Raw genomic sequence first — 17945 nt, forward strand, 5'->3', positions numbered from 1 at the left:
GGACCAAGAGCCGCGGTCGGCCACCTGCCGCCGTGCCCGCAATGGTAGTTGAAGGGTCTGGTGCCGTTGCGGTGGCAGTTGAAACTGCGCTTGCCGTTGGCGTTGACGTTGCCGTTGGAACTGAGTCCGGTTTGGTTGTTTCGCTCACAGGTGCCAGCCTAGTTGCCATGATGGACAATTTCACGCCGGGCCCGTTCACTGACGAACTCAATGCGGCCGGCGTTCCGCAGGAGTTGCACGGTTGGCTTTCCCGCTATGGCGTGGGCTCGCTCGTGGCCAAGATGGGCATCAAGTTCCTTGAACTGGGCCCCGAACGGACCGTCGCCACCATGCCGGTGGAGGGCAATACCCAGGTTGCCGGCATCCTCCACGGCGGAGCCCATGTTGTCCTCGCCGAAACCTTGGGCTCCTTCGCGGCGGCCCTGCATGCGGGAGCCGGACGCCACGTGGTGGGAATCGAGGTGGGCGCGACCCACCATCGCTCCATAGCAAGCGGCCTCGTCACCGGCACATGCACAGCCATCCACTTGGGCGGCACGCTCGCCACCCACGAAATCGTCATGACCGACGAACACGGCCGACGGTTGTCAACTGCCCGGATTACCAACATGATCCGGGAGAACAGGGCCCGCTGACCCGGCACGCGCGGGGAATCTGTAGCGCAGCTCGACTGCCGCGCCACCAAGGGTGCGGGTCGAGCTCAACTCGAGCGGCGCCGTCGGGCTCTCGACAGGCAGCAAGCGCTTACCGGAACCCAAGGCGACGGGGATCAGGGTGACAATCATCTCGTCGAGCAGTCCGGCCTTGGCGAACTGGGCCACCAGGTTTCCACCGCCCACCAGCCACACGTTCTTGTCACCGGCGTCCGCAATCAGGTCCGGCGCGAATTCCTCAACCTCGCCACGCACGAACGTGACGTCCGCACCGGGCGGCGCGGCGTATTCGCGGTGGGTGAAGATCCAGCATGGAACACCCGGATAGGGCCATTTGCCCGGTTCGTGTTCCATGAGCCAGCGATAGGTCTGGCCGCCCATGACGATGCAGCCGATCCCCGCCATGAAGTCTTCGTAGCTTTCGGTGACGCCCTCGGCCTCTTCAAACTGGAGCAGCCAGCCGAGATCGTCTTCTTTCGTGGCGATGAACCCGTCAAGCGAGGATGCCACGTAGTACTGGAAATCCGCCATGGCCCCACCCTACCCATGAGGCAGCGGCGTTCACAGCTACTTCGAGAAGTAAGGAACAATCAGATAGATCCCGAAAAGCACGGCGATTCCGCAGGCCGCGAAACACAGGTAGGCAAGGGACCGGACCATGACCGGTGACTTCTGCCGTGCGTCGCCCGCGATGGCAGTGAGACGGACACCGAGCGAATACAGCACTACCAGGACCAACGCCGCCACAAGGGTCGCGCCGGCTACCTGCACCAGATCCAACCACTTCATGCCAGGGTGTCCTTACTCGTGCTCTTACTCAGGCTCTGTTTCTTGGCGTTCTTTTTGCGGAAGCGGACCGCGGTGCCGGCTTCCTCGACTTCGACGGCGTTGTGGTGGCCCACGTGCGACTTCCTCGAGTAAATGAACATGTAGACGACGACGGCGGTGCCCACAACTGCAGCGATAACCACGCCGACGGTGCCGGTGCCGATGAGGAACGCGGTCAAGGCGCCCACGATGGCAGCCGCAGGGAGGGTGAAGAGCCAGCCGGTGGCGATGCGCCCCACCGTTCCCCAGCGCACCGTGGTGCCCTTGCGTCCGAGTCCCGAGCCGATGACCGAACCTGAGGCCACCTGAGTGGTGGACAGCGCGAAGCCGAGGTGGGAGGAAGCGAGGATGGCCGAAGCGGTGCTGGCTTCCGCCGAGAAGCCCTGCGCCGGCTTGACGTCGGTCAGCCCGGAGCCCATGGTCCGGATGATGCGCCAGCCGCCGGCGTAGGTTCCGATGGCGATGGCGAGTGCGCAGGCCCCGATGACCCAGAGCTGCGGGCCGCTGCCGGCAGGCTGGGTTCCGGCGGCGATCAGGACAAGGGTGATGATGCCCATGGTCTTTTGCGCGTCGTTGGTACCGTGTGCCAACGCGACAAGGCTCGAGGTGAAGATCTGGCCGGTACGGAATCCGCCGCGCTTCTGGGTCAGCTTGTCGCCGGTTTCGGGGTCATGCCGGGACGTCAGGGCGTAGGCCAGCTTGGTGCATAGATAGGCCACGGCACCGGCAAGCAGGGGCGAGAAGATGGCCGGAAGAATGACCTTCTGGAGCACGGTGTCGAAGTTGACGGCGTGGAAGCCGATGCCGACAATCGCCGCACCGATGAGGCCGCCGAAAAGCGCGTGCGAAGAACTGGAGGGCAGCCCCTTGAGCCACGTGAACATGTTCCACAGGACGGCCCCCATCAGCCCGGCGAAGATGATCTCCGGCGTGATGTGGATACCGTCCGTGCCCTCACGGATAAGGCCTCCGGAAATGGTCTTTGCGACTTCGGTCGAGAGGAACGCGCCCACGAGGTTGAGCACCGCGGCCAAGGCAACAGCCGTCTTGGGCTTGATGGCACCCGTGGCGATCGGGGTCGCCATGGCGTTCGCTGTGTCGTGGAACCCGTTGGTGAAGTCAAAAAATAAGGCCAGCGCTATGACAAGCGCGACCATGAAGGTGATTCCCACCTTGTGCCCAATCTGCAGAGTCGACGATGCGCAGTTCCACTTCCCCGGGCCTGCCTGAAACAAACAGTTCAGCAGGCGTTCATCTGACCGTAGTGGCGGAATTAACTATGGCGGGCGTGAAACCTTAAGAATCTTACGTGCCATTGCCGGCATGGCCAAACATCGAATCATCCAAGGAATTGCCGAACAGCCGCGATATCCCTCCGTGACAGGCCCCGCCGCGGGTCCGGTGAGATCCAAAGCACACGGCTGCCGAGGAACTCGGCCCAGGACCGGGCCGCGGCTTCATAGTTCAGCTGATCGTCCATCCACACGATGCGTTCGGCCCCGGACTCGTGGACGTCCTTTTGCAAAACGTCCAGCTTCCACCAATCGGCGGTCTGGTCCCAACCGTCGCTGGTCAGGACGGGCCAATGCTCGCCGTGGAGGCCGATGGCCGGGCACAGGAACTCGGGCGCGAGCCGCTGCCATGTCGTCAGCCAAACAAACCTCGCTGCGGGATGAGCGGCCAGCTCATTGAGCTCGTCAACCAGTTCGGAGGCGTAAACGACGTCAAGGATTCCGGCGTCGGCGATTTTCCATTCAGTACCCCAATCGGTGAAGCCCATGGGACCGAAGGGGTTCACCACGCCGTCGACGTCCAGATACAGCGACACGGTGGTCATGCAGCCCCCTCCCGGACGTGCCAACAAGGCCAGCGTAAGGCAAGCGCTGGTGTCAGGGCAGTCCGGGGACGGCTTGCCGGGTCAGCTCGCGTGCGGGATTGCCGCCGAAGATGCTGTGGGCGGGGACGTCTTCGCCCTTCATCAGGAACGAGTCGGCTTCGAGCTGGGAACCTTCGTGCAGGGTAGTTCCATAGTGGACGAATGCGCCCACTCCAAGGGTGCAGCCGGGACCAAGCGTGATGGCGTCGAGTTTGAACGCGCCGTCCTCCATGGAATGGCACTGCACGCCGGAGTGGACATTGAGGGTGCAATAGTCCCCGATGGTGACGAGGGTCCTTTCGGGGATCCCGCAACCGTCGTCGAAGACCTTCTTGCCCATCCGGATCCCCAACATACGCCAGATCACGGGCTTGAACGGCGTGCCGTTGAACATTTGCACGATGCCCCCGGCGCTGAGCTTCCAGAAGCGCTCATGCCGCCAGAAGGGCACTTCGTAGATGGAGCAGAAGAGCGGTGAAAGTCTTCCGAAGCCGAGGGATGCCCGCTCCACGAGGACTGCCAGGGCGTTGGTGGTGATGACCATTGTTCCCAACCCGGCCAGGGCTCCGAGGCCTCCTGCCGCGGGGAGGACAGCCTGCGATGCCCAGGCGGCCAGGAGAATCACGTAGAGCTCGACCCAGCGGCCCAGCAGGTAGAGGAGTAGCGTCACAGCGTTGTGCCGGTTCTTTGCCGGGATCCGCCTCCGCAATTCCTCTGCCGTCCTGAACCGGTCGAAGGCACTGTCGCGGTCCACTGTGCGCGGGATTTCAAAGGGTGGAGAGCCCAGGAGGCCCACCCCCTCACGGAGCGGACCTTCCAAAGGCACCATGGTCTTGGTGCCCAGGAGGCAGTTGTCGCCCACCCTGGCTCCGGCAGGATAGGCGATGTTGTTGCCGAAGAAGCTCTTGGCCCCAATGACAGCAGGCGAGAGGCGGAACGCGGTGTTTGAATAGTCGGCGTTGATGATGGATAGACCGTCGGAGACCATGGTCCCGCTGCCGACCGTGGCCAGCGTGGGGCTGTCGTGCTTCAGCCCGACGCCGAAATTGGATCCCGTCTGCACCATATCCGGCTGGTGGTAGCCCAAGACATTCAAGTAGTGCACGATCAGGGAACTGTCCCCCGCGAGTTGGAGGAGTGACTTGAGGTTTGTCAGCCGCTGAATGGTCCGCAGGAGTCCGAAGCGCGGGCCATAGAGCGGATAGTCCTTCCCGGGGACCAGGAACAGCGCCAGCACCCTGGGAAGGGTGGCGACGAGGGCGAAGGCGGCCAGGATGCTGCCAAAGAGAACCACGAACGAGACCAGCAGAAGTGCCAGCCAGAAACGGGACTGGCGAGGGTTTGTGTCGCCGGTGGGAAGTGAGGCGAGCAGGATGTCAATGGCTCCGATTCCGAGCGATGACACGAGCACCACATGGTTCACGACGGTCCAGAAACCAAAGCTGACCCGGCTGCGCGTGCCGCTGATGGCCTGTCCGTCCAGCCGGTAGTTGGTGCCGGCGGGTTGGGCCGGTGAGCCATTCCAGGCGGAGCCCGGAGGAACGCTCTGGAAGCGGTGCAAGGAGGAGCTGTGCCCCAGTTGGGCGTCGTCGCCCATCGCGGTATCTATGTCCAGTGTGGTCTGCTCACCGATCAGGACGTTGCGGCCGAGGGTGACTGGCCCTGTTTGGATCCGGCCGGCGTGGGCACGGTAGCAGTGGAAGGTGGAGTCCTTTCGGATCACCGTGTCCGCCCCTACCGTCAGGAGGTCGGGGCAGACTGGAATCCTTGAGGAGAGGATGGTTACCCGGGGGCCGATCCTGGCCCCCAGCGCTTTGAGGTAGAGGGGAAAGACCGGCGTCCCGACGAACATTCGGACAGGGCTTGTGGCGACCAAGGTCTTGACGAACCAGAAGCGGACGTACTTCAAGGACCAGAGAGGGAACTCCCCGACCTTCCACCGGCCGATGAGCGCCCATTTGAGCACAACGGGTAGGACCGCCAGGGCCAGGAACGAAATGGTGCCGACGACGACGGAGCGCGTCACGAGGTCGCCGGGCTGCCGGGACCCGCCGATCCACTGCTCGCCGGCCACGGGGATGAGCAACGCCACGTACGCGTAGGCCAGGGCGGCCATCGCCTGCAAGGCCCCGCACAGCAGGTACTGGCCGGTCCCGACGCGCAGGAAGGATTCCGCTACCGCAGTTTCCCGACCCCCGGCGCCGGCGCCTGCCAGTGCCGCGTCGTTCTCGGCGTCGAGGGCGGCCGCCAAGGCGGCGATGGTCGGATGTGCATAGATTTCGCGCATCGAGACTGAGGGTGGGTTGGCTTCCTTGCGGACGTTGGCGCAGAAATGAGCCAGCAGCAGGGAGTTTGCCCCGAGGTCGTTGAAGAAATTGGCGGTGGTGGAGACTGAGGTGAGCTGGAGGGCGGCAGCCAAAGCCGGGGCGAGGATCCGTTCCGTGGGCGTCGCCGGCCCGGTGTCTGCGGTGTCTGTACTGACCGCGCGTGGCCCGGTGGGATGTGGCAGCCTGCTGCGGTCCACTTTCCCGCTGACCATCATTGGCATGGTCCGAAGGGGCTGGAAATAGCCCGGCACCATGTAGGCGGGGAGCCGTTCGCGCAGCCAGGCGCGGATGTCGGTTCCTTCCACCTTGGGTGCGTTCTGGTGCAGCGTGAAGTAGGCGGCGAGTTCCGTAATTCCCGGCCCGGGCTCCCAGGTCTTCACAACAGCCATCGCGATCCCGGGCATCTGCAGAAGGACGCTTTCGATTTCGCTGAGCTCAATCCGATAGCCCCGGACCTTCACCTGTGTGTCGGTGCGGCCGTGGTACTCGATTTCATCGTCGTCGTTGAACCGGCCGAGGTCACCTGTGCGGTAAATACGATGGGACGGGTTGTCCTCCAGGCCCAGGAAATCGGGAATGAATGCCTTTTCTGTTAGTTCGGGCCGGTTGATGTAGCCCCGGGCGAGCCCGACGCCTGCCAGGCCGATTTCGCCCAGCTCGCCGTGAGGCAGTGCACGGTCCCGGACGGGATCCAGGATGACTGCCGAATAGCCGGGCAGCGGTTTGCCGAGGGTTACGGGCTTGCCGGGCTCCGCCGTGCCCCACGTGGCTGTCACCGTCGCTTCGGTGGGCCCGTAGACATTCAGGAAGCGCCGGCCGGGCCGGTGCCAGCGCTCCACAAGATCCTCCGGGCAGGCTTCACCGGAGACAAGCAGGAACCGCAGCCCGGGCAGGTCTTGGTCGAGCGTGGCGAGCAGGGTCGGCACGCAGCAAAGGGCGGTGATGTGCCTGGCCTCGATGAACTCGGCAAGTTCCGACCCGAGGAGGTTGTTCCCGGGCGGGCGGGGCACCAAAGTGGCCCCGACCATCCAAGGCACCCAGATTTCCTCCACGGAGAAATCAAAAGCCGTGGTCATGCCTTGGTAGACCCGGTCACGGGAATCGTAGCCATAGGCTTCGGCGGCAATCCGCACGAAGTGGCAGATGCTGGCGTGCGCTATGGCCACTCCCTTGGGCCGTCCGGTGGATCCCGAAGTGTAGATGATGTAGGCCAGACCGTTGGCCGGGCCCATCTGCCCCGCCCACGCCAAGCGGGAGGATTCAAATGCGGCAATCCGGCGATCCTCCAAGTCCACGCGAACCGCAAGGTCCGCAGTCCCGGGCAGGAGGCTGTCCGCGAGGCGGGAGACCGTCAGGAACATGGTGACGTCGGCGTCTTTGGCGATGTAGGCGATTCTCTCGGAAGGGAACGCCGGGTCGAGGGGCACGTAGACACCATGGGCCTTGAGGACCGCAAGCATGCTGACATAGGACCGCACCGCGTCATCGAACAGCAGTGCGATTCTGTCGCCCGGGCGTACCCCGCGGGCAAGAAGGTAGCGGGCGAGCCGGTTGGCCAGGGCGTCCAGTTCTTCGTAGCTGAGCGAACCGTCCGCCGTTTCCACGGCAGGATGACTGCTGTGGCCTTCGAGCCGTTGGCGCTCGCACCGGTTCTCGAAGAGCTCCTCAAGCCGCTCGCCGGGGCTCCACCGAATGGCGGTGCCCTGCGTCGGGTTGTCCAGCGCCGTATTGGCCGGTGCAGCACCGACCAGAACCGGGGCGCCGTCCCTGAGCTGGATCAGCGATCGGGGCCTTGTGGCCGCTCCGCCGGAGGTCCGGCCCGGGTCCACATGCCTCCCCATATTCGCCTCCTTGCCCTGGACTTGTGCCTGGCCTTATCTGGCCGCGCCTGTCGTGGTCCTGTGTCCGGCAATGGCACGCTGGTCGGCAATGGAACTTTGGTCAGCGATCGCAGCCAGGAGGAGCCCGCAGGCGGTGTCGACAAGTTCTTCCGTGATGTTCAGCGGAGGCAAGAGCCGGACCACGCAGTCGTCCCGCCCGCCGCATTCTAGGATCAGGCCCCGCTCCAGGGCATTTCGCTGCACCGCGCGGGCCAGGTGTCCGGCAGGACGTCCTGTCCCCGGATCGCCGAGCTCGATTCCCCACATCAGGCCCCGGCCCCGTACCTCGCGCACCCAGGGGTTGGCGGTCAGGGGCGCGAGGAGCCGGGCAATCTGCGCGCCGCGGTTACGGACGTTGCCGAGAACGTCGTCGCGCCGGATGATCTCCACGGCTGCAGCCCCGGCGGCGAATGCCAGCTGGTTTCCGCGGAATGTCCCGGTGTGGGCACCCGGGAGCCAGCGGTCGAGGACCTTGTTGTAGATGATCAGCGCAACGGGGAGGCCTATTCCGCTAAGGGCCTTGGATGCCACGATGACATCGGGCTCGATCCCGTACTGCTCGAACGCGAACCATGTTCCGGTGCGCCCGCACCCGGTCTGGATCTCATCGATAATCAGCGGGATGTCCAGCTCACGGGTCACCCTGCGCACGGTTCGCGCGAATTCGACGGTGGCCGGTACAACTCCCCCCTCGCCCTGGACCATTTCCATGATGACGGCTGCGGGAAGTGGAATGCCCCCGAGCGGGTCTTTAAGGGAATGTTCGAAGAATTGGACACAGTTGGTCGCACAAGTCTCCGGGCTCAGGCCTACGGGACACTGAGCGCAGTAGGAATAGGGGAAGAAGTGCACTCCGGGCATCCCGTTCGCCACCGGTTGCTTCTGTTCAACTAGTCCAGTCAACGCCATCCCCACGGCACTGCTGCCATGGAATGCTCCCTGGAAGCACACGATGTCCCCGCGTCCGGTGGCCGTCTTGCACAATTTGATGGCGGCATCCACGGCATTTGCACCGGTCGGTCCGCAGAAGTGGATCTTCATCCGATCGCCAAGTCCCCAAGGAAGCATGGACAGCTGTGCGCTCGTGAAGGCGTCCTTCACGGGCGTCGGGAAATCAAGCCCATGGCTCAAGATCCGCACTTGTTCCGCCACGACCTCGACCAGTTCCGGATGGCTGTGCCCGAGGGACAAAACCCCGGCACCGGCCAGGAAATCAATGAAGACATTGCCATCGACGTCCCGCACAAAGGCACCGGAGCCCTCGGCAATCGCGATGGGAAGATGCCGCGGATAAGTACGGGCATTGGATTCGCGGAGTTCCTGGCGAGCCAACAATTCAGCAGATCCGGGTCCTGGCAGGGGCCCGGTTACATGTGCCGAGGTCAAGGTAGCCTGCTGCGGGTGTGTGTGCATGGCGATCGGGTCCTTATCCCGTGGATCCGCGGAGGCGGATCAATGACTGAGCGCATCCCGCTGCCGTGCCTTTTGCGACGCGGGGAAGATGGGGTGCCGGTGCTGCGGCCCCGCTACGGCACTTTGCTGGCCTCCTCTCCTGACTGGTCCTGTCCTGCCTGGTCCAGCCCGAAGGCGAACCGCACGGCGCGCTGTGCGTCCTCGAGCACTGCCGCGCGGACAACGACGTCGATGCGCACGTCGGACGCCGAGATCAACTCGATCTCGGCTCCCGCGTCCGAAAGGGCCTTGAAGAGCCGCGAAAAGACCTGGGCGTCAGTGCGCAGGCCCACCCCGATCAGCGACAGCCTGCCGATCTGGCCGTCGTACTGGAGGTCCACGAAACCGATGGCCCCCTGGGCAGCGGACAAGGCCTCACGGACACGGAATCCGTCCCGGCTGGGAATCGCCAGCGAAATGTCGCTGCCGCCGGCGCGCGCGGACGAGCTGTTTTGAACGACCATGTCGACTTGAGCGCGCGCATCGGCAAGAAGCCCGAAGATTTCCGCGGACTTTCCCACGCCATCCGCAACGCCCACCAGCGTCAGCTTCGCCACAGAGTTGTCGCAGAGAACTGCAGAGACCACGGGCTGCTCAACGGCTGGAGCCCGCTCCCAGACCGGCTTGTGGTCCCATTCCGCTTCCTGGTCCCGGCCTGGCAGAATCATGGTTCCAATGCTCCTGTTGAAGGAGGAGCGCACGTGGATGGGGACGCCAAACCGGAGGGCATACTCAAGGCATCTGGCATGCACCACTTTGGAACCGGACGCAGCCAGCTCCAGCATTTCCTCGTTTGAAATGGTGTCGATTTTCCGCGCACGGGGAACAACCCGCGGGTCGGCGGTGTAGACGCCATCGACGTCGGTATAGATTTCGCACATGCCGGCGCCAAGCGCGGCGGCCAAGGCGACGGCCGTAATGTCCGAACCACCCCGGCCAAGGGTGGTGACCTCCTTCTTCTTGAGGCCCTTTCCCTGGAAACCAGCCACGATGGCAACTTCTTCGCGCTTCAGGCAAGCGCGGATATGGTGCGGGTCAACGTTGACAATGTGCGCGTTGCCGTGGATGCCATCGGTTTTCAGTCCGGCCTTCTTTCCGCTGAAGGTCCGGGAAGGAACCCCCAGGTCGGCCAATGCAATCGCCAGGAGCGTCACCGAGATCCGTTCACCCGTTGTCAGCAACGCGTCAAGCTCACCGGCGGGAGGGCTGGGGCTGAGGGATACGGCCAGGTCAAGCAGTTCGTCGGTGGTGTCGCCCATGGCCGAAACCACGACGACCAGCGGATGGCCGGCCTCCCGGGTCTCCGCGATCCGCCGGGCCACTCGTTTGATGGCTGCTGCATCGGCTACGGAGGAGCCTCCGTATTTCTGCACTATGAGGTCCCGGGCCCGAAGCTTGGTACGCCTACGTAGCGCCATCTGTTCGAGACCGGGGAAGCGTTCTGGTCCGTCCACCTCCGGATGCTGACTGTCTGCTGGTATATCCCGGATGCTGACTGTCTGCTGGTACATGGAGCCTCCTGGAGCCCGCATACCCCCTTGCCGATCTTACAACGTACAGACCTCGCCAGCGGTTCACCTAGGCAACAAAAGAGCCACCTTTGGAACGTCACCGGGAGCCTGGGCCTTCCGGAAATTCACTATCTTGACGTTCGTCACAAGAGTGATACTCTCAATGTATGGAAAACCGCACCGGCCACTCCGAAGAGAGCATCAGGGCCCAAAACATCAGGCCCATCGAGGATTCGGTCCGCACCGACTTCAGCCAGGCCATGTCCTACGGCGGGTATCTGGACCTTGACCGCCTCCTCACCGCCCAGCACCCGTTGAGCACCCCGGAACACCATGACGAATTGCTGTTCATCATCCAGCACCAGACCAGCGAATTGTGGCTCAAGCTCGTCCTGCATGAACTCCTCGAAGCCCGCCGGCTCCTTGATGCGGACAACCTTGCCAAAGCCCTCAAATGCATCGCACGCGTCAAGGCGATCCAGCGGACCATGACCGAGCAGTGGTCTGTCCTGGGCACCCTCACTCCCCGCGAGTACTCCGAATTCCGGCGCTTCCTGGGCAGCTCGTCAGGCTTCCAGTCACACCAGTACCGCGCCGTTGAGTTCCTGCTGGGCAACAAGAACCGGGACATGCTCCGGGTTTTCGAGAGCGATCCGGCCGCGCACGGCCAGCTCAGCACCCTCCTGGAGGAGCCGACCCTTTACGACGCCTTCCTCGCGGTGCTGGCGCGGGCCGGTTATGCCGTTCCCACCGAAATCCTGGAACGTGACACCAGTGAACCGTGGACGTTCCGGAAGGACCTCGTACCGGTCTTCCAGGAGATCTACGAACAGGAAGCCACGCCCTGGGGTTTCTACGAGGCCTGCGAAGACCTCGTAGACATCGAGGACAACTTCCACGCCTGGCGCTTCCGCCACTTGCGTACGGTGCAACGGACCATCGGATTCAAAGTAGGTACGGGCGGCTCCTCGGGCGTCGACTTCCTTAAGCGGGCCCTTGACCTGACCTTCTTCCCCGAGCTTTACGCCGTCCGCACCGAGATCGGCAACTGAACAGCAATCCAGCCCCAGCAACCCCATCAGCTTCCTTGAGGAGAGACATGAACAGCGCGCAGAAAAGGCAACGGCCGACGTCGGCAGAACTCGACGCCGCGGATCCCCTCGCCGAGCAGCGTGAGGCCTTTTACTCACCGGGAAGCGGCCAGCTCACCGCTTACCTCGACGGGAACTCGCTCGGCCGTCCGCTCAAGGCGACGTCGGCGAAGCTCGCGTCATTCGTCGAGGATGCCTGGGGCAGCCGCCTCATCCGTGGCTGGGACGAACAGTGGATGGACGAGCCCACCACGGTGGGCGACCGGATCGGCGCAGTCACCCTGGGTGCGGCAGCCGGCCAGGTCACCGTGGGAGATTCCACTTCCGTGATGCTCTACAAGCTCATCCGGGCAGCGGTCGACGCCCAGCCGGGCCGCGATGAGATTGTTGTGGACCGGGACAACTTCCCCACGGACCGTTTCATCATCGAAGGCATCGCCGCGGAAAAGGGCGCCACCATCAAGTGGGTCGAGTCAAACCCCGCCAGCGGCGTCCGGACCACGGACCTCGAGGGACTGCTCAGCGAGCGGACCGCCGTCGTCGTGCTCAGCCACGTGGCTTACCGTTCCGGTTTCCTGGCGGATGCCGCGGCGATCACCGCAATGGTCAAGGAAACCGGGGCGCTCATGCTTTGGGACCTGTGCCACTCGGTAGGCTCGGTGCCCCTCGAACTGGACGCCTGGGGCGTGGACCTTGCTGTTGGCTGCACGTACAAGTACCTCAATGGCGGCCCGGGCTCTCCCGCGTTCGCTTACGTCAACGCTTCGCAGCAGGACCGTCTGCAACAGCCTATTTGGGGCTGGATGGGCGCTGATAACCCCTTCGGCATGACGGAAAGCTACAAGCCGGCAAAGGGGATCCGAAGCTTCATCACCGGCACTCCCCCGGTGTTGGCCATGCAGCCGCTTAAGGACATGGTCGAGCTGATCGCATCAGTGGGCATGGACGCCGTGCGGGAGAAGTCCATCAAACTCACTGAGTACGCAGTTGCCTTGGCTGAGGACATGCTGGTTCCCCTCGGCGTCGAAATTGTCAGCCCGCGCAACACCGCAGAGCGTGGCTCGCACATCACGGTGGACCATCCCTTGTTCGCCGAGGTGACCCAGACACTCTGGGAACGCGGTGTCATTCCGGATTTCCGGCCCCCGCACGGACTGCGGATCGGCCTCTCGCCGCTTAGCACCAGCTACGCGGAGGTTGAGCTGGGAGTCACCGCCATCCGGGACGCCCTCACCGAACTCCTGTGAGCGCTGTCCTCGACGACATGGACTCCCGGCCCGGGAGTACCACGTCGTTGCTTCGCACGGTCATCGGCCTGTACCTGCGCGATGCCGGCGGATGGATGTCCACGAGGCACATCATCGTCCTCATGGAGGCCCTTGCCGTGACCGCTGCCGTGTCCCGGACGGCCTTGTCACGGTTGAAGAAGAAGGAAATCGTCTTTCCTCAGCTGCGTCATGGTGTTCCCGGCTTCGCCGTCACCGAGGGCGCCGCGACGATGCTTGCCCGCGGAGACCGGCGGATCTTCAACCCCCGCCACATGTCCTTCGCGGACCGCTGGTGCCTCGTGTCCTTTTCCATTCCCGAAACGGAGAGGGAAAAGCGGCACCAATTGCGGCGGCGACTGCACTGGATCGGCTGCGGCACGGTGGCAGCCGGGCTGTGGATCTGCCCGGATTCGCTTCGGGAGGAAGTGGAGGAGATCCTGGAGGACCTGGAGCTGCGCGGCATGGCCACGCTGTTCGTCACGGACACTCCCCTGGTCGGCGGCAGCCTCCGCAATGCCGCATCCGCATGGTGGGACCTGGATGCGGTGGCAGAACTGCATCGCGACTTCATCCGGCATCATGGTTCCGCGGCCGACGACTACGGCCCGGGTAAAGGTTCCGGCTACGGCCCGGCCTCGGCCGAAACCTTCGCGCGTTATGTCCGATGCATTGACCGCTGGCGGATCATTCCGTACCTGGATCCGGGGCTGCCGGCGGATTTCCTTCCCGAGGATTGGCCCGGCATGGCTGGAATCGCGCTCTTCGAGCGCCTCGGGTCCGCTTATTCACGGCCGAGCGCGGACTTCGTGCGGAGGACGCTGGAAGGGTAGCGGGACCAGTTCCTCCTCAGCCGTAGGTCACAGTCGTTCCCGCTGCGGGGGACCATGCGATGCGCCCGCCTTGGTAGTTCTGCACCACCCCGCCGTTTCCGGCTGGGTATTCGTTCGTCGTCGGGTAGCCGAGCGGGCCGTTCTCATAACCGGTAGAAGCCCAAGCCGCACGGATTCCCCCGACACTCACGTGCGCCCCGGTCGCAGGAGACCAGACAACCGCACCACCCTGATACATCTGGTAACAACCGCCGTCCCGCAGCCCGCACGCTTCATTCGTCGTCGGGTAGCCGAGCGGGCCGTTCTCGTAACCGGTTGCCGCCCAAGCCGCACGGATTCCCCCGAGACTAACGTGCGCCCCGGTCGCGGGAGACCAGACAATCGCACCACCCTGATACATCTGGTAACAACCGCCGTCCCGCAGCCCGCACGCTTCATTCGTCGTCGGGTAGCCGAGCGGGCCGTTCTCATAACCGGTAGAAGCCCAAGCCGCACGGATTCCCCCGACACTCACGTGCGCCCCGGTCGCAGGAGACCAGACAATCGCACCACCCTGATACATCTCGTAGCAACCATCGTTGCGCAATCCGCAGACCATCACAGAGGCCGCTGCACCGACACTTGGGGATGCGGCAGCCGCCGTCGTGATCGCCGTCGCAGCGTCAACAGAGGCAGGTGTGGGTGCCGCCGAAAACAGCAGGCGGTTCGGAGTTCCCGGGCTGGAGCCGGAAACGACGCCGGACGAGGCTTCAGAAAGCAGGAGCGTCCCGACGGCGGACGGAGACAACCTCGGGTACAAGGACAACAGGGCCGCCACTGCGCCCGTGACGTGCGGAGCCGCCATAGACGTTCCGCTCATGACGGCCGTGGCGGTGTTCGATGCGATCCCAGCTGACGTGATGCCCACTCCTGGAGCATAAAGGTCGACGCAGTTGCCGAAGTTGGAAAAGGACGCCTGCCGGTCCGAGGAGTCGCTCGCGGCGACGGTAAGGGCGTCCAGGACCCGTGCGGGGGAAGTATTACAAGCGTCTGTCGTGGCATTGCCTGCCGCGACGACCGCAGTGATGCCCTTGGAGATGAGACCCTGCACCGCGGCGTCGACCATGGGGCTGGGAGGGCCGCCGATACTCATATTGGCCACGGCCGGTGTACCGGCAACGTGGTTTGCCGCAACCCAATCGAGTCCGGCAATCAAGTCGGAGGTGTACCCGCTGCCCGTACAGTCGACGACGCGCACGGGCACAATCGTGGCACTTTTGGCAACTCCGTACGTCTGGCCCGCGACAATTCCGGCGACGTGGGTGCCGTGGCCATCGCAGTCGCTTGTTCCCTGGCCGTCGGCTATCGCAGTCCAGCCGTTTGCCACCCTGCCACCGAACTCGGTGTGGCTTGCAAGCACACCACTATCGATCATGTAGGCGACCACCCCGGCACCCGAAGCAACGGGGGTATAGGTGCCGGATAGCGGCAGGGTGCGCTGGTCGATCCTGTCCAATCCCCACGGCGCGCCTTGCTCGGTAGCCGACACCTTGAGCGGTGCGTCAACCTCGACGGCGGCAACCTGTCCGGAACGCTTCAGCTCATCCGCTTGGGCCGGCGTAGCGGTCACGACGGCCCCCTGCATCGCATTCGTAAAAGTCCTTGCGACGGTGACGTTGCTGGAACGCAAGGATTGCTCCCCCGCCGCGGCATCCGTTCCAGCCGCATACTTCACGATGTAGCGGGAATGTCCAGCATCCTTCGCACTGCTTGCCAGGTTTGATGGGATCGGCGAGGCGGCTCCCACGGAGACTCCGGAAAAGGCCACAGCGAAGGTGGCCAGCAGCAGCGACAGGATATGACGAGAAACGGACGCGGAACGAATTTTGGACTTCCTTCAGGTGTCGGGCCGGACGCTCAAACCAGGAGCTAGCTGGACCAAGCTTAGTTCGCGCAAACCCCTCAATGAGGAAACTGCGGCGATCCTTGGTTGAACTTTGGATTCTTCGGTAAAAGTCGGGGACGCGGCCCGAAGTGAAAATATTCCTTCCTCAACGAGGCACGTGATCACTACGGACACCAGGCGTACTCTGGAAGCATGAACTTCGCCGATGGTGGATGGTTCGCGAGGTTGCCATGACCCGCTCTTGGTTGCGTTGGTTGCCCGCTGCGCTGGTTCCGGTAACGCTTGCCGCAGCTGCCCTGGCTGGTTCCTACCAGGCAGGGGCCGCGACGAGCCTGCCGCACAAAACGGCAGAGGAAATTATCGCGATGATCGGCCGCGCCGACGTCCATGCCTTGTCCGGAACCCTCCAGCAGAGTTCCGAAATGGGACTCCCCCAGCTCCCCTCCGTCGGGCCAACTGCAACCCAGGGTCCGGCTTCGGTCATCGAGCTTTTGAGCGGTTCACACACGGCCCGGGTCTATCTGGACGGCCCCGCCAAGGCCAGGTTCCAGGTGATGGACATGCTCGCCGAGCGCGACGTCGTCCGCAATGGAAACGATCTCTGGCTCTACAACTCGGCCGACAACAGTGCGGCGCACATGACGATGCCCACTGAACCGGCGCGCGCAGCAGCCCCGCACGCGACACCGACCCCAGGGGTCACCACTCCTGACCTTGTCGCCCAACACTTCCTCACCGCCGTCGGGCCCACCACGGACGTGACAGTGGGCGACGGAACCACGGTGGCCGGCCACACGGCCTACCAATTGGTGATCAAGCCGCGCAGTACCGCGACGCTCGTCGATTCCGTGACAATCGCCGTTGACTCCGCCTCGGGCCTGCCGCTCGGCGTCGACGTGCGGGCACGCGGCCAAGCCGCAGCGGCCTTTTCGCTCGCATTCACCGAGCTGAACTTGTCAGCGCCCGACGCCGCCCTGTTCAGCTTCACCCCGCCGCGCGGTGCCGCGGTTGAAGAGAAAGCAACCCCGCAGCTGCGTGCGCTCCCCGGGAAGACCGGGCAGGCACCGGAGGCAAAGGCAACAGCCGGCCGGCCAACGATCACAGGCACCGGTTGGGACACAGTGATCGCCCTGCCCTCGGGCACGGTCCCCACGGATGTCCGCTCGGCTCCGATGTTGGCCCAGCTCACCCAGCCGGTCGCGGGTGGCCGTGCGCTGACGACCAGCCTGGCAACTGTCTTGGTGCTCGACGACGGCCGCGTCTTCGCGGGAATGGTGCCACTCGAGCGGTTGCAGTCCGCAGCCGCCACGAAATGACGGAGGCGGCCGCGCCAGCTGAACTGGCGATCGAGACCCAAGGCCTGAGCAAGCGCTTCGGGCACCGGGCCGCCGTCGACGGCGTTGACCTTGCAGTTCCCCGCGGTTCGGTCTTTGGCTTCCTTGGCCCAAACGGCTCCGGCAAGACCACCACCATCCGGTTGCTGCTTGGCTTGGCGGCCGCCACGAACGGCCACATCCGGGTACTTGGCGGCGAGATGCCGCGCCAGCTTGCAACGGTGCTGCCCAATGTGGGCTCGCTGGTGGAAGGCCCGGCCTTTTACCCTTTCCTGTCGGGGGCGGCGAACCTTCGGCGATTGGACAGCGCCGATCTTCATGCCTCGCCGCGGACCCGGGCCGCGCGGGTGGATGACGCGCTCGAGAGGGTGGGGTTGTCCCATGCCGCAGCTAAGAAGGTCCGCGCCTATTCCCTCGGGATGAAGCAGCGGCTGGGGATTGCGCATGCCCTGCTTCGTCCGAGGGAACTGCTTGTCCTCGATGAACCCACCAACGGCTTGGATCCGCAAGGGACCCGGGAGGTGCGCAGCCTGGTCCGCTCGCTGGCCGCCGGGGGCACCACAGTGTTCGTTTCCAGCCATCTCCTCGCGGAAGTAGAACAGATGTGCACCCATGTGGGAGTCATGAGTGTGGGCAAGCTCGTGGCGCAAGGAACCCTGCACGAACTGCGCGCCGCGGGAAAGGCAACGATCCGGCTCCACACGCCGGACATTGAGGCCGCCGTCCGTGTCCTCTCCAGGCTGGGCTTGCAGTCGGAACTGTCTGTTCCGCCGCCCGGTTCGTCCGGTGCCGATGGCCAGAGCCTCGTCAGTACCGGTCCACCGGGGCACGAGGTGGCTCCCGAGGCGATCGTGGCTGCCCTGGTGTCCGACGGCGTCCGGGTACGGGGCTTCGGCGTGGAGAACGCCAGCTTGGAGGAGCGCTTCGTCTCCCTTACCGGAGAGGGCTTCGACATTGCCGGCTGAACACGAAACCGAAGTCATCACTGCCGCGCCGGGCGGCCCGGCATC

The 17945-nt window shown here is 64.3% G+C and carries 14 protein-coding genes; 6 read left to right on the plus strand and 8 right to left on the minus strand.

Annotated elements, in window-relative coordinates; all coding sequences use genetic code 11:
* The first annotated feature begins 167 nt into the window (after positions 1–167).
* Entirely contained in the window at positions 168–635 is a 468-nt protein-coding gene (locus AB4074_RS09325; protein ID WP_284752751.1) for a hotdog fold thioesterase, read from the plus strand.
* Here AB4074_RS09325 and AB4074_RS09330 read toward each other — a convergent pair.
* The 7 genes from AB4074_RS09330 to AB4074_RS09360 all read right to left on the minus strand — a co-directional run bounded on the left by AB4074_RS09330 (position 588) and on the right by AB4074_RS09360 (position 10527).
* Positions 588–1184, minus strand: a complete 597-nt coding sequence (locus tag AB4074_RS09330) for a dihydrofolate reductase family protein (protein ID WP_441413135.1) — start codon at positions 1182–1184, stop codon at positions 588–590. The genes AB4074_RS09325 and AB4074_RS09330 overlap by 48 nt on opposite strands.
* A 36-nt stretch (positions 1185–1220) precedes the next feature.
* The gene (locus tag AB4074_RS09335) at positions 1221–1442 is read right to left on the minus strand and encodes a hypothetical protein (RefSeq protein WP_234749544.1); all 222 of its coding nucleotides are present in this window, start codon (positions 1440–1442) and stop codon (positions 1221–1223) included.
* Complete coding sequence (locus tag AB4074_RS09340; RefSeq protein ID WP_441413136.1) at positions 1439–2638, minus strand: anion permease; 1200 nt, start codon at positions 2636–2638, stop codon at positions 1439–1441. The genes AB4074_RS09335 and AB4074_RS09340 overlap by 4 nt, the downstream gene beginning before the upstream one ends.
* A gap of 182 nt (positions 2639–2820) precedes the next feature.
* Positions 2821–3318 carry an HAD domain-containing protein gene (locus AB4074_RS09345; RefSeq protein WP_441413137.1) on the minus strand — a complete coding sequence of 166 codons (498 nt, stop codon included), beginning with the start codon at positions 3316–3318 and terminating at the stop codon, positions 2821–2823.
* 52 nt (positions 3319–3370) lie between these two features.
* The gene (locus AB4074_RS09350) at positions 3371–7525 is read right to left on the minus strand and encodes a Pls/PosA family non-ribosomal peptide synthetase (protein WP_441413138.1); all 4155 of its coding nucleotides are present in this window, start codon (positions 7523–7525) and stop codon (positions 3371–3373) included.
* Between the two features lie 33 nt (positions 7526–7558).
* Positions 7559–8977 (minus strand): diaminobutyrate--2-oxoglutarate transaminase family protein, encoded by a 1419-nt coding sequence (locus tag AB4074_RS09355; RefSeq protein WP_441413139.1) that lies wholly within the window; start codon positions 8975–8977, stop codon positions 7559–7561.
* Between the two features lie 113 nt (positions 8978–9090).
* Positions 9091–10527, minus strand: coding sequence for an aspartate kinase (locus tag AB4074_RS09360; protein ID WP_441413140.1), 1437 nt, complete (start codon positions 10525–10527; stop codon positions 9091–9093).
* 167 nt (positions 10528–10694) lie between these two features.
* Here AB4074_RS09360 and kynA point away from each other — a divergent pair, with 167 nt between their 5' ends.
* The 3 genes from kynA to AB4074_RS09375 are packed head-to-tail and all read left to right on the plus strand — an operon-like array spanning position 10695 to position 13716.
* Positions 10695–11579, plus strand: a complete 885-nt coding sequence (gene kynA, locus AB4074_RS09365; RefSeq protein ID WP_441413141.1) for a tryptophan 2,3-dioxygenase — start codon at positions 10695–10697, stop codon at positions 11577–11579.
* A 47-nt stretch (positions 11580–11626) separates the two neighbouring features.
* Complete coding sequence (kynU, locus tag AB4074_RS09370; RefSeq protein ID WP_441413142.1) at positions 11627–12865, plus strand: kynureninase; 1239 nt, start codon at positions 11627–11629, stop codon at positions 12863–12865.
* On the plus strand, positions 12862–13716 hold the full coding sequence (locus AB4074_RS09375) for a PaaX family transcriptional regulator (RefSeq protein ID WP_441413143.1): 855 nt from the start codon (positions 12862–12864) through the stop codon (positions 13714–13716). The genes kynU and AB4074_RS09375 overlap by 4 nt, the downstream gene beginning before the upstream one ends.
* A 16-nt stretch (positions 13717–13732) precedes the next feature.
* On the opposite strand, the gene AB4074_RS09380 is transcribed toward AB4074_RS09375, so the two are convergent.
* Complete coding sequence (locus AB4074_RS09380; protein ID WP_441413144.1) at positions 13733–15523, minus strand: S8 family serine peptidase; 1791 nt, start codon at positions 15521–15523, stop codon at positions 13733–13735.
* Between the two features lie 308 nt (positions 15524–15831).
* Here AB4074_RS09380 and AB4074_RS09385 point away from each other — a divergent pair, with 308 nt between their 5' ends.
* On the plus strand, positions 15832–16917 hold the full coding sequence (locus AB4074_RS09385; RefSeq protein ID WP_441413145.1) for a LolA family protein: 1086 nt from the start codon (positions 15832–15834) through the stop codon (positions 16915–16917).
* Complete coding sequence (locus tag AB4074_RS09390; RefSeq protein ID WP_441413146.1) at positions 16914–17900, plus strand: ABC transporter ATP-binding protein; 987 nt, start codon at positions 16914–16916, stop codon at positions 17898–17900. Before AB4074_RS09385 ends, AB4074_RS09390 begins: the two co-directional genes overlap by 4 nt.
* Positions 17901–17945: the final 45 nt, after the last annotated feature.

The organism is Arthrobacter sp. 2MCAF14 (genome assembly GCF_052115645.1).
Taxonomy (GTDB): Bacteria; Actinomycetota; Actinomycetes; order Actinomycetales; family Micrococcaceae; genus Arthrobacter.

What these genes read in the sequence shown, in the direction of transcription:
- AB4074_RS09325 (WP_284752751.1), top strand. Translation starts at nt 168, where the DNA reads ATGATGGACAATTTCACGCCGGGCCCGTTCACTGACGAACTCAATGCG.
- AB4074_RS09330 (WP_441413135.1), bottom strand. Translation starts at nt 1,184, where the DNA reads ATGGCGGATTTCCAGTACTACGTGGCATCCTCGCTTGACGGGTTCATC.
- AB4074_RS09335 (WP_234749544.1), bottom strand. Translation starts at nt 1,442, where the DNA reads ATGAAGTGGTTGGATCTGGTGCAGGTAGCCGGCGCGACCCTTGTGGCG.
- AB4074_RS09340 (WP_441413136.1), bottom strand. Translation starts at nt 2,638, where the DNA reads ATGGTCGCGCTTGTCATAGCGCTGGCCTTATTTTTTGACTTCACCAAC.
- AB4074_RS09345 (WP_441413137.1), bottom strand. Translation starts at nt 3,318, where the DNA reads ATGACCACCGTGTCGCTGTATCTGGACGTCGACGGCGTGGTGAACCCC.
- AB4074_RS09350 (WP_441413138.1), bottom strand. Translation starts at nt 7,525, where the DNA reads ATGGGGAGGCATGTGGACCCGGGCCGGACCTCCGGCGGAGCGGCCACA.
- AB4074_RS09355 (WP_441413139.1), bottom strand. Translation starts at nt 8,977, where the DNA reads ATGCACACACACCCGCAGCAGGCTACCTTGACCTCGGCACATGTAACC.
- AB4074_RS09360 (WP_441413140.1), bottom strand. Translation starts at nt 10,527, where the DNA reads ATGTACCAGCAGACAGTCAGCATCCGGGATATACCAGCAGACAGTCAG.
- kynA (WP_441413141.1), top strand. Translation starts at nt 10,695, where the DNA reads ATGGAAAACCGCACCGGCCACTCCGAAGAGAGCATCAGGGCCCAAAAC.
- kynU (WP_441413142.1), top strand. Translation starts at nt 11,627, where the DNA reads ATGAACAGCGCGCAGAAAAGGCAACGGCCGACGTCGGCAGAACTCGAC.
- AB4074_RS09385 (WP_441413145.1), top strand. Translation starts at nt 15,832, where the DNA reads ATGACCCGCTCTTGGTTGCGTTGGTTGCCCGCTGCGCTGGTTCCGGTA.
- AB4074_RS09390 (WP_441413146.1), top strand. Translation starts at nt 16,914, where the DNA reads ATGACGGAGGCGGCCGCGCCAGCTGAACTGGCGATCGAGACCCAAGGC.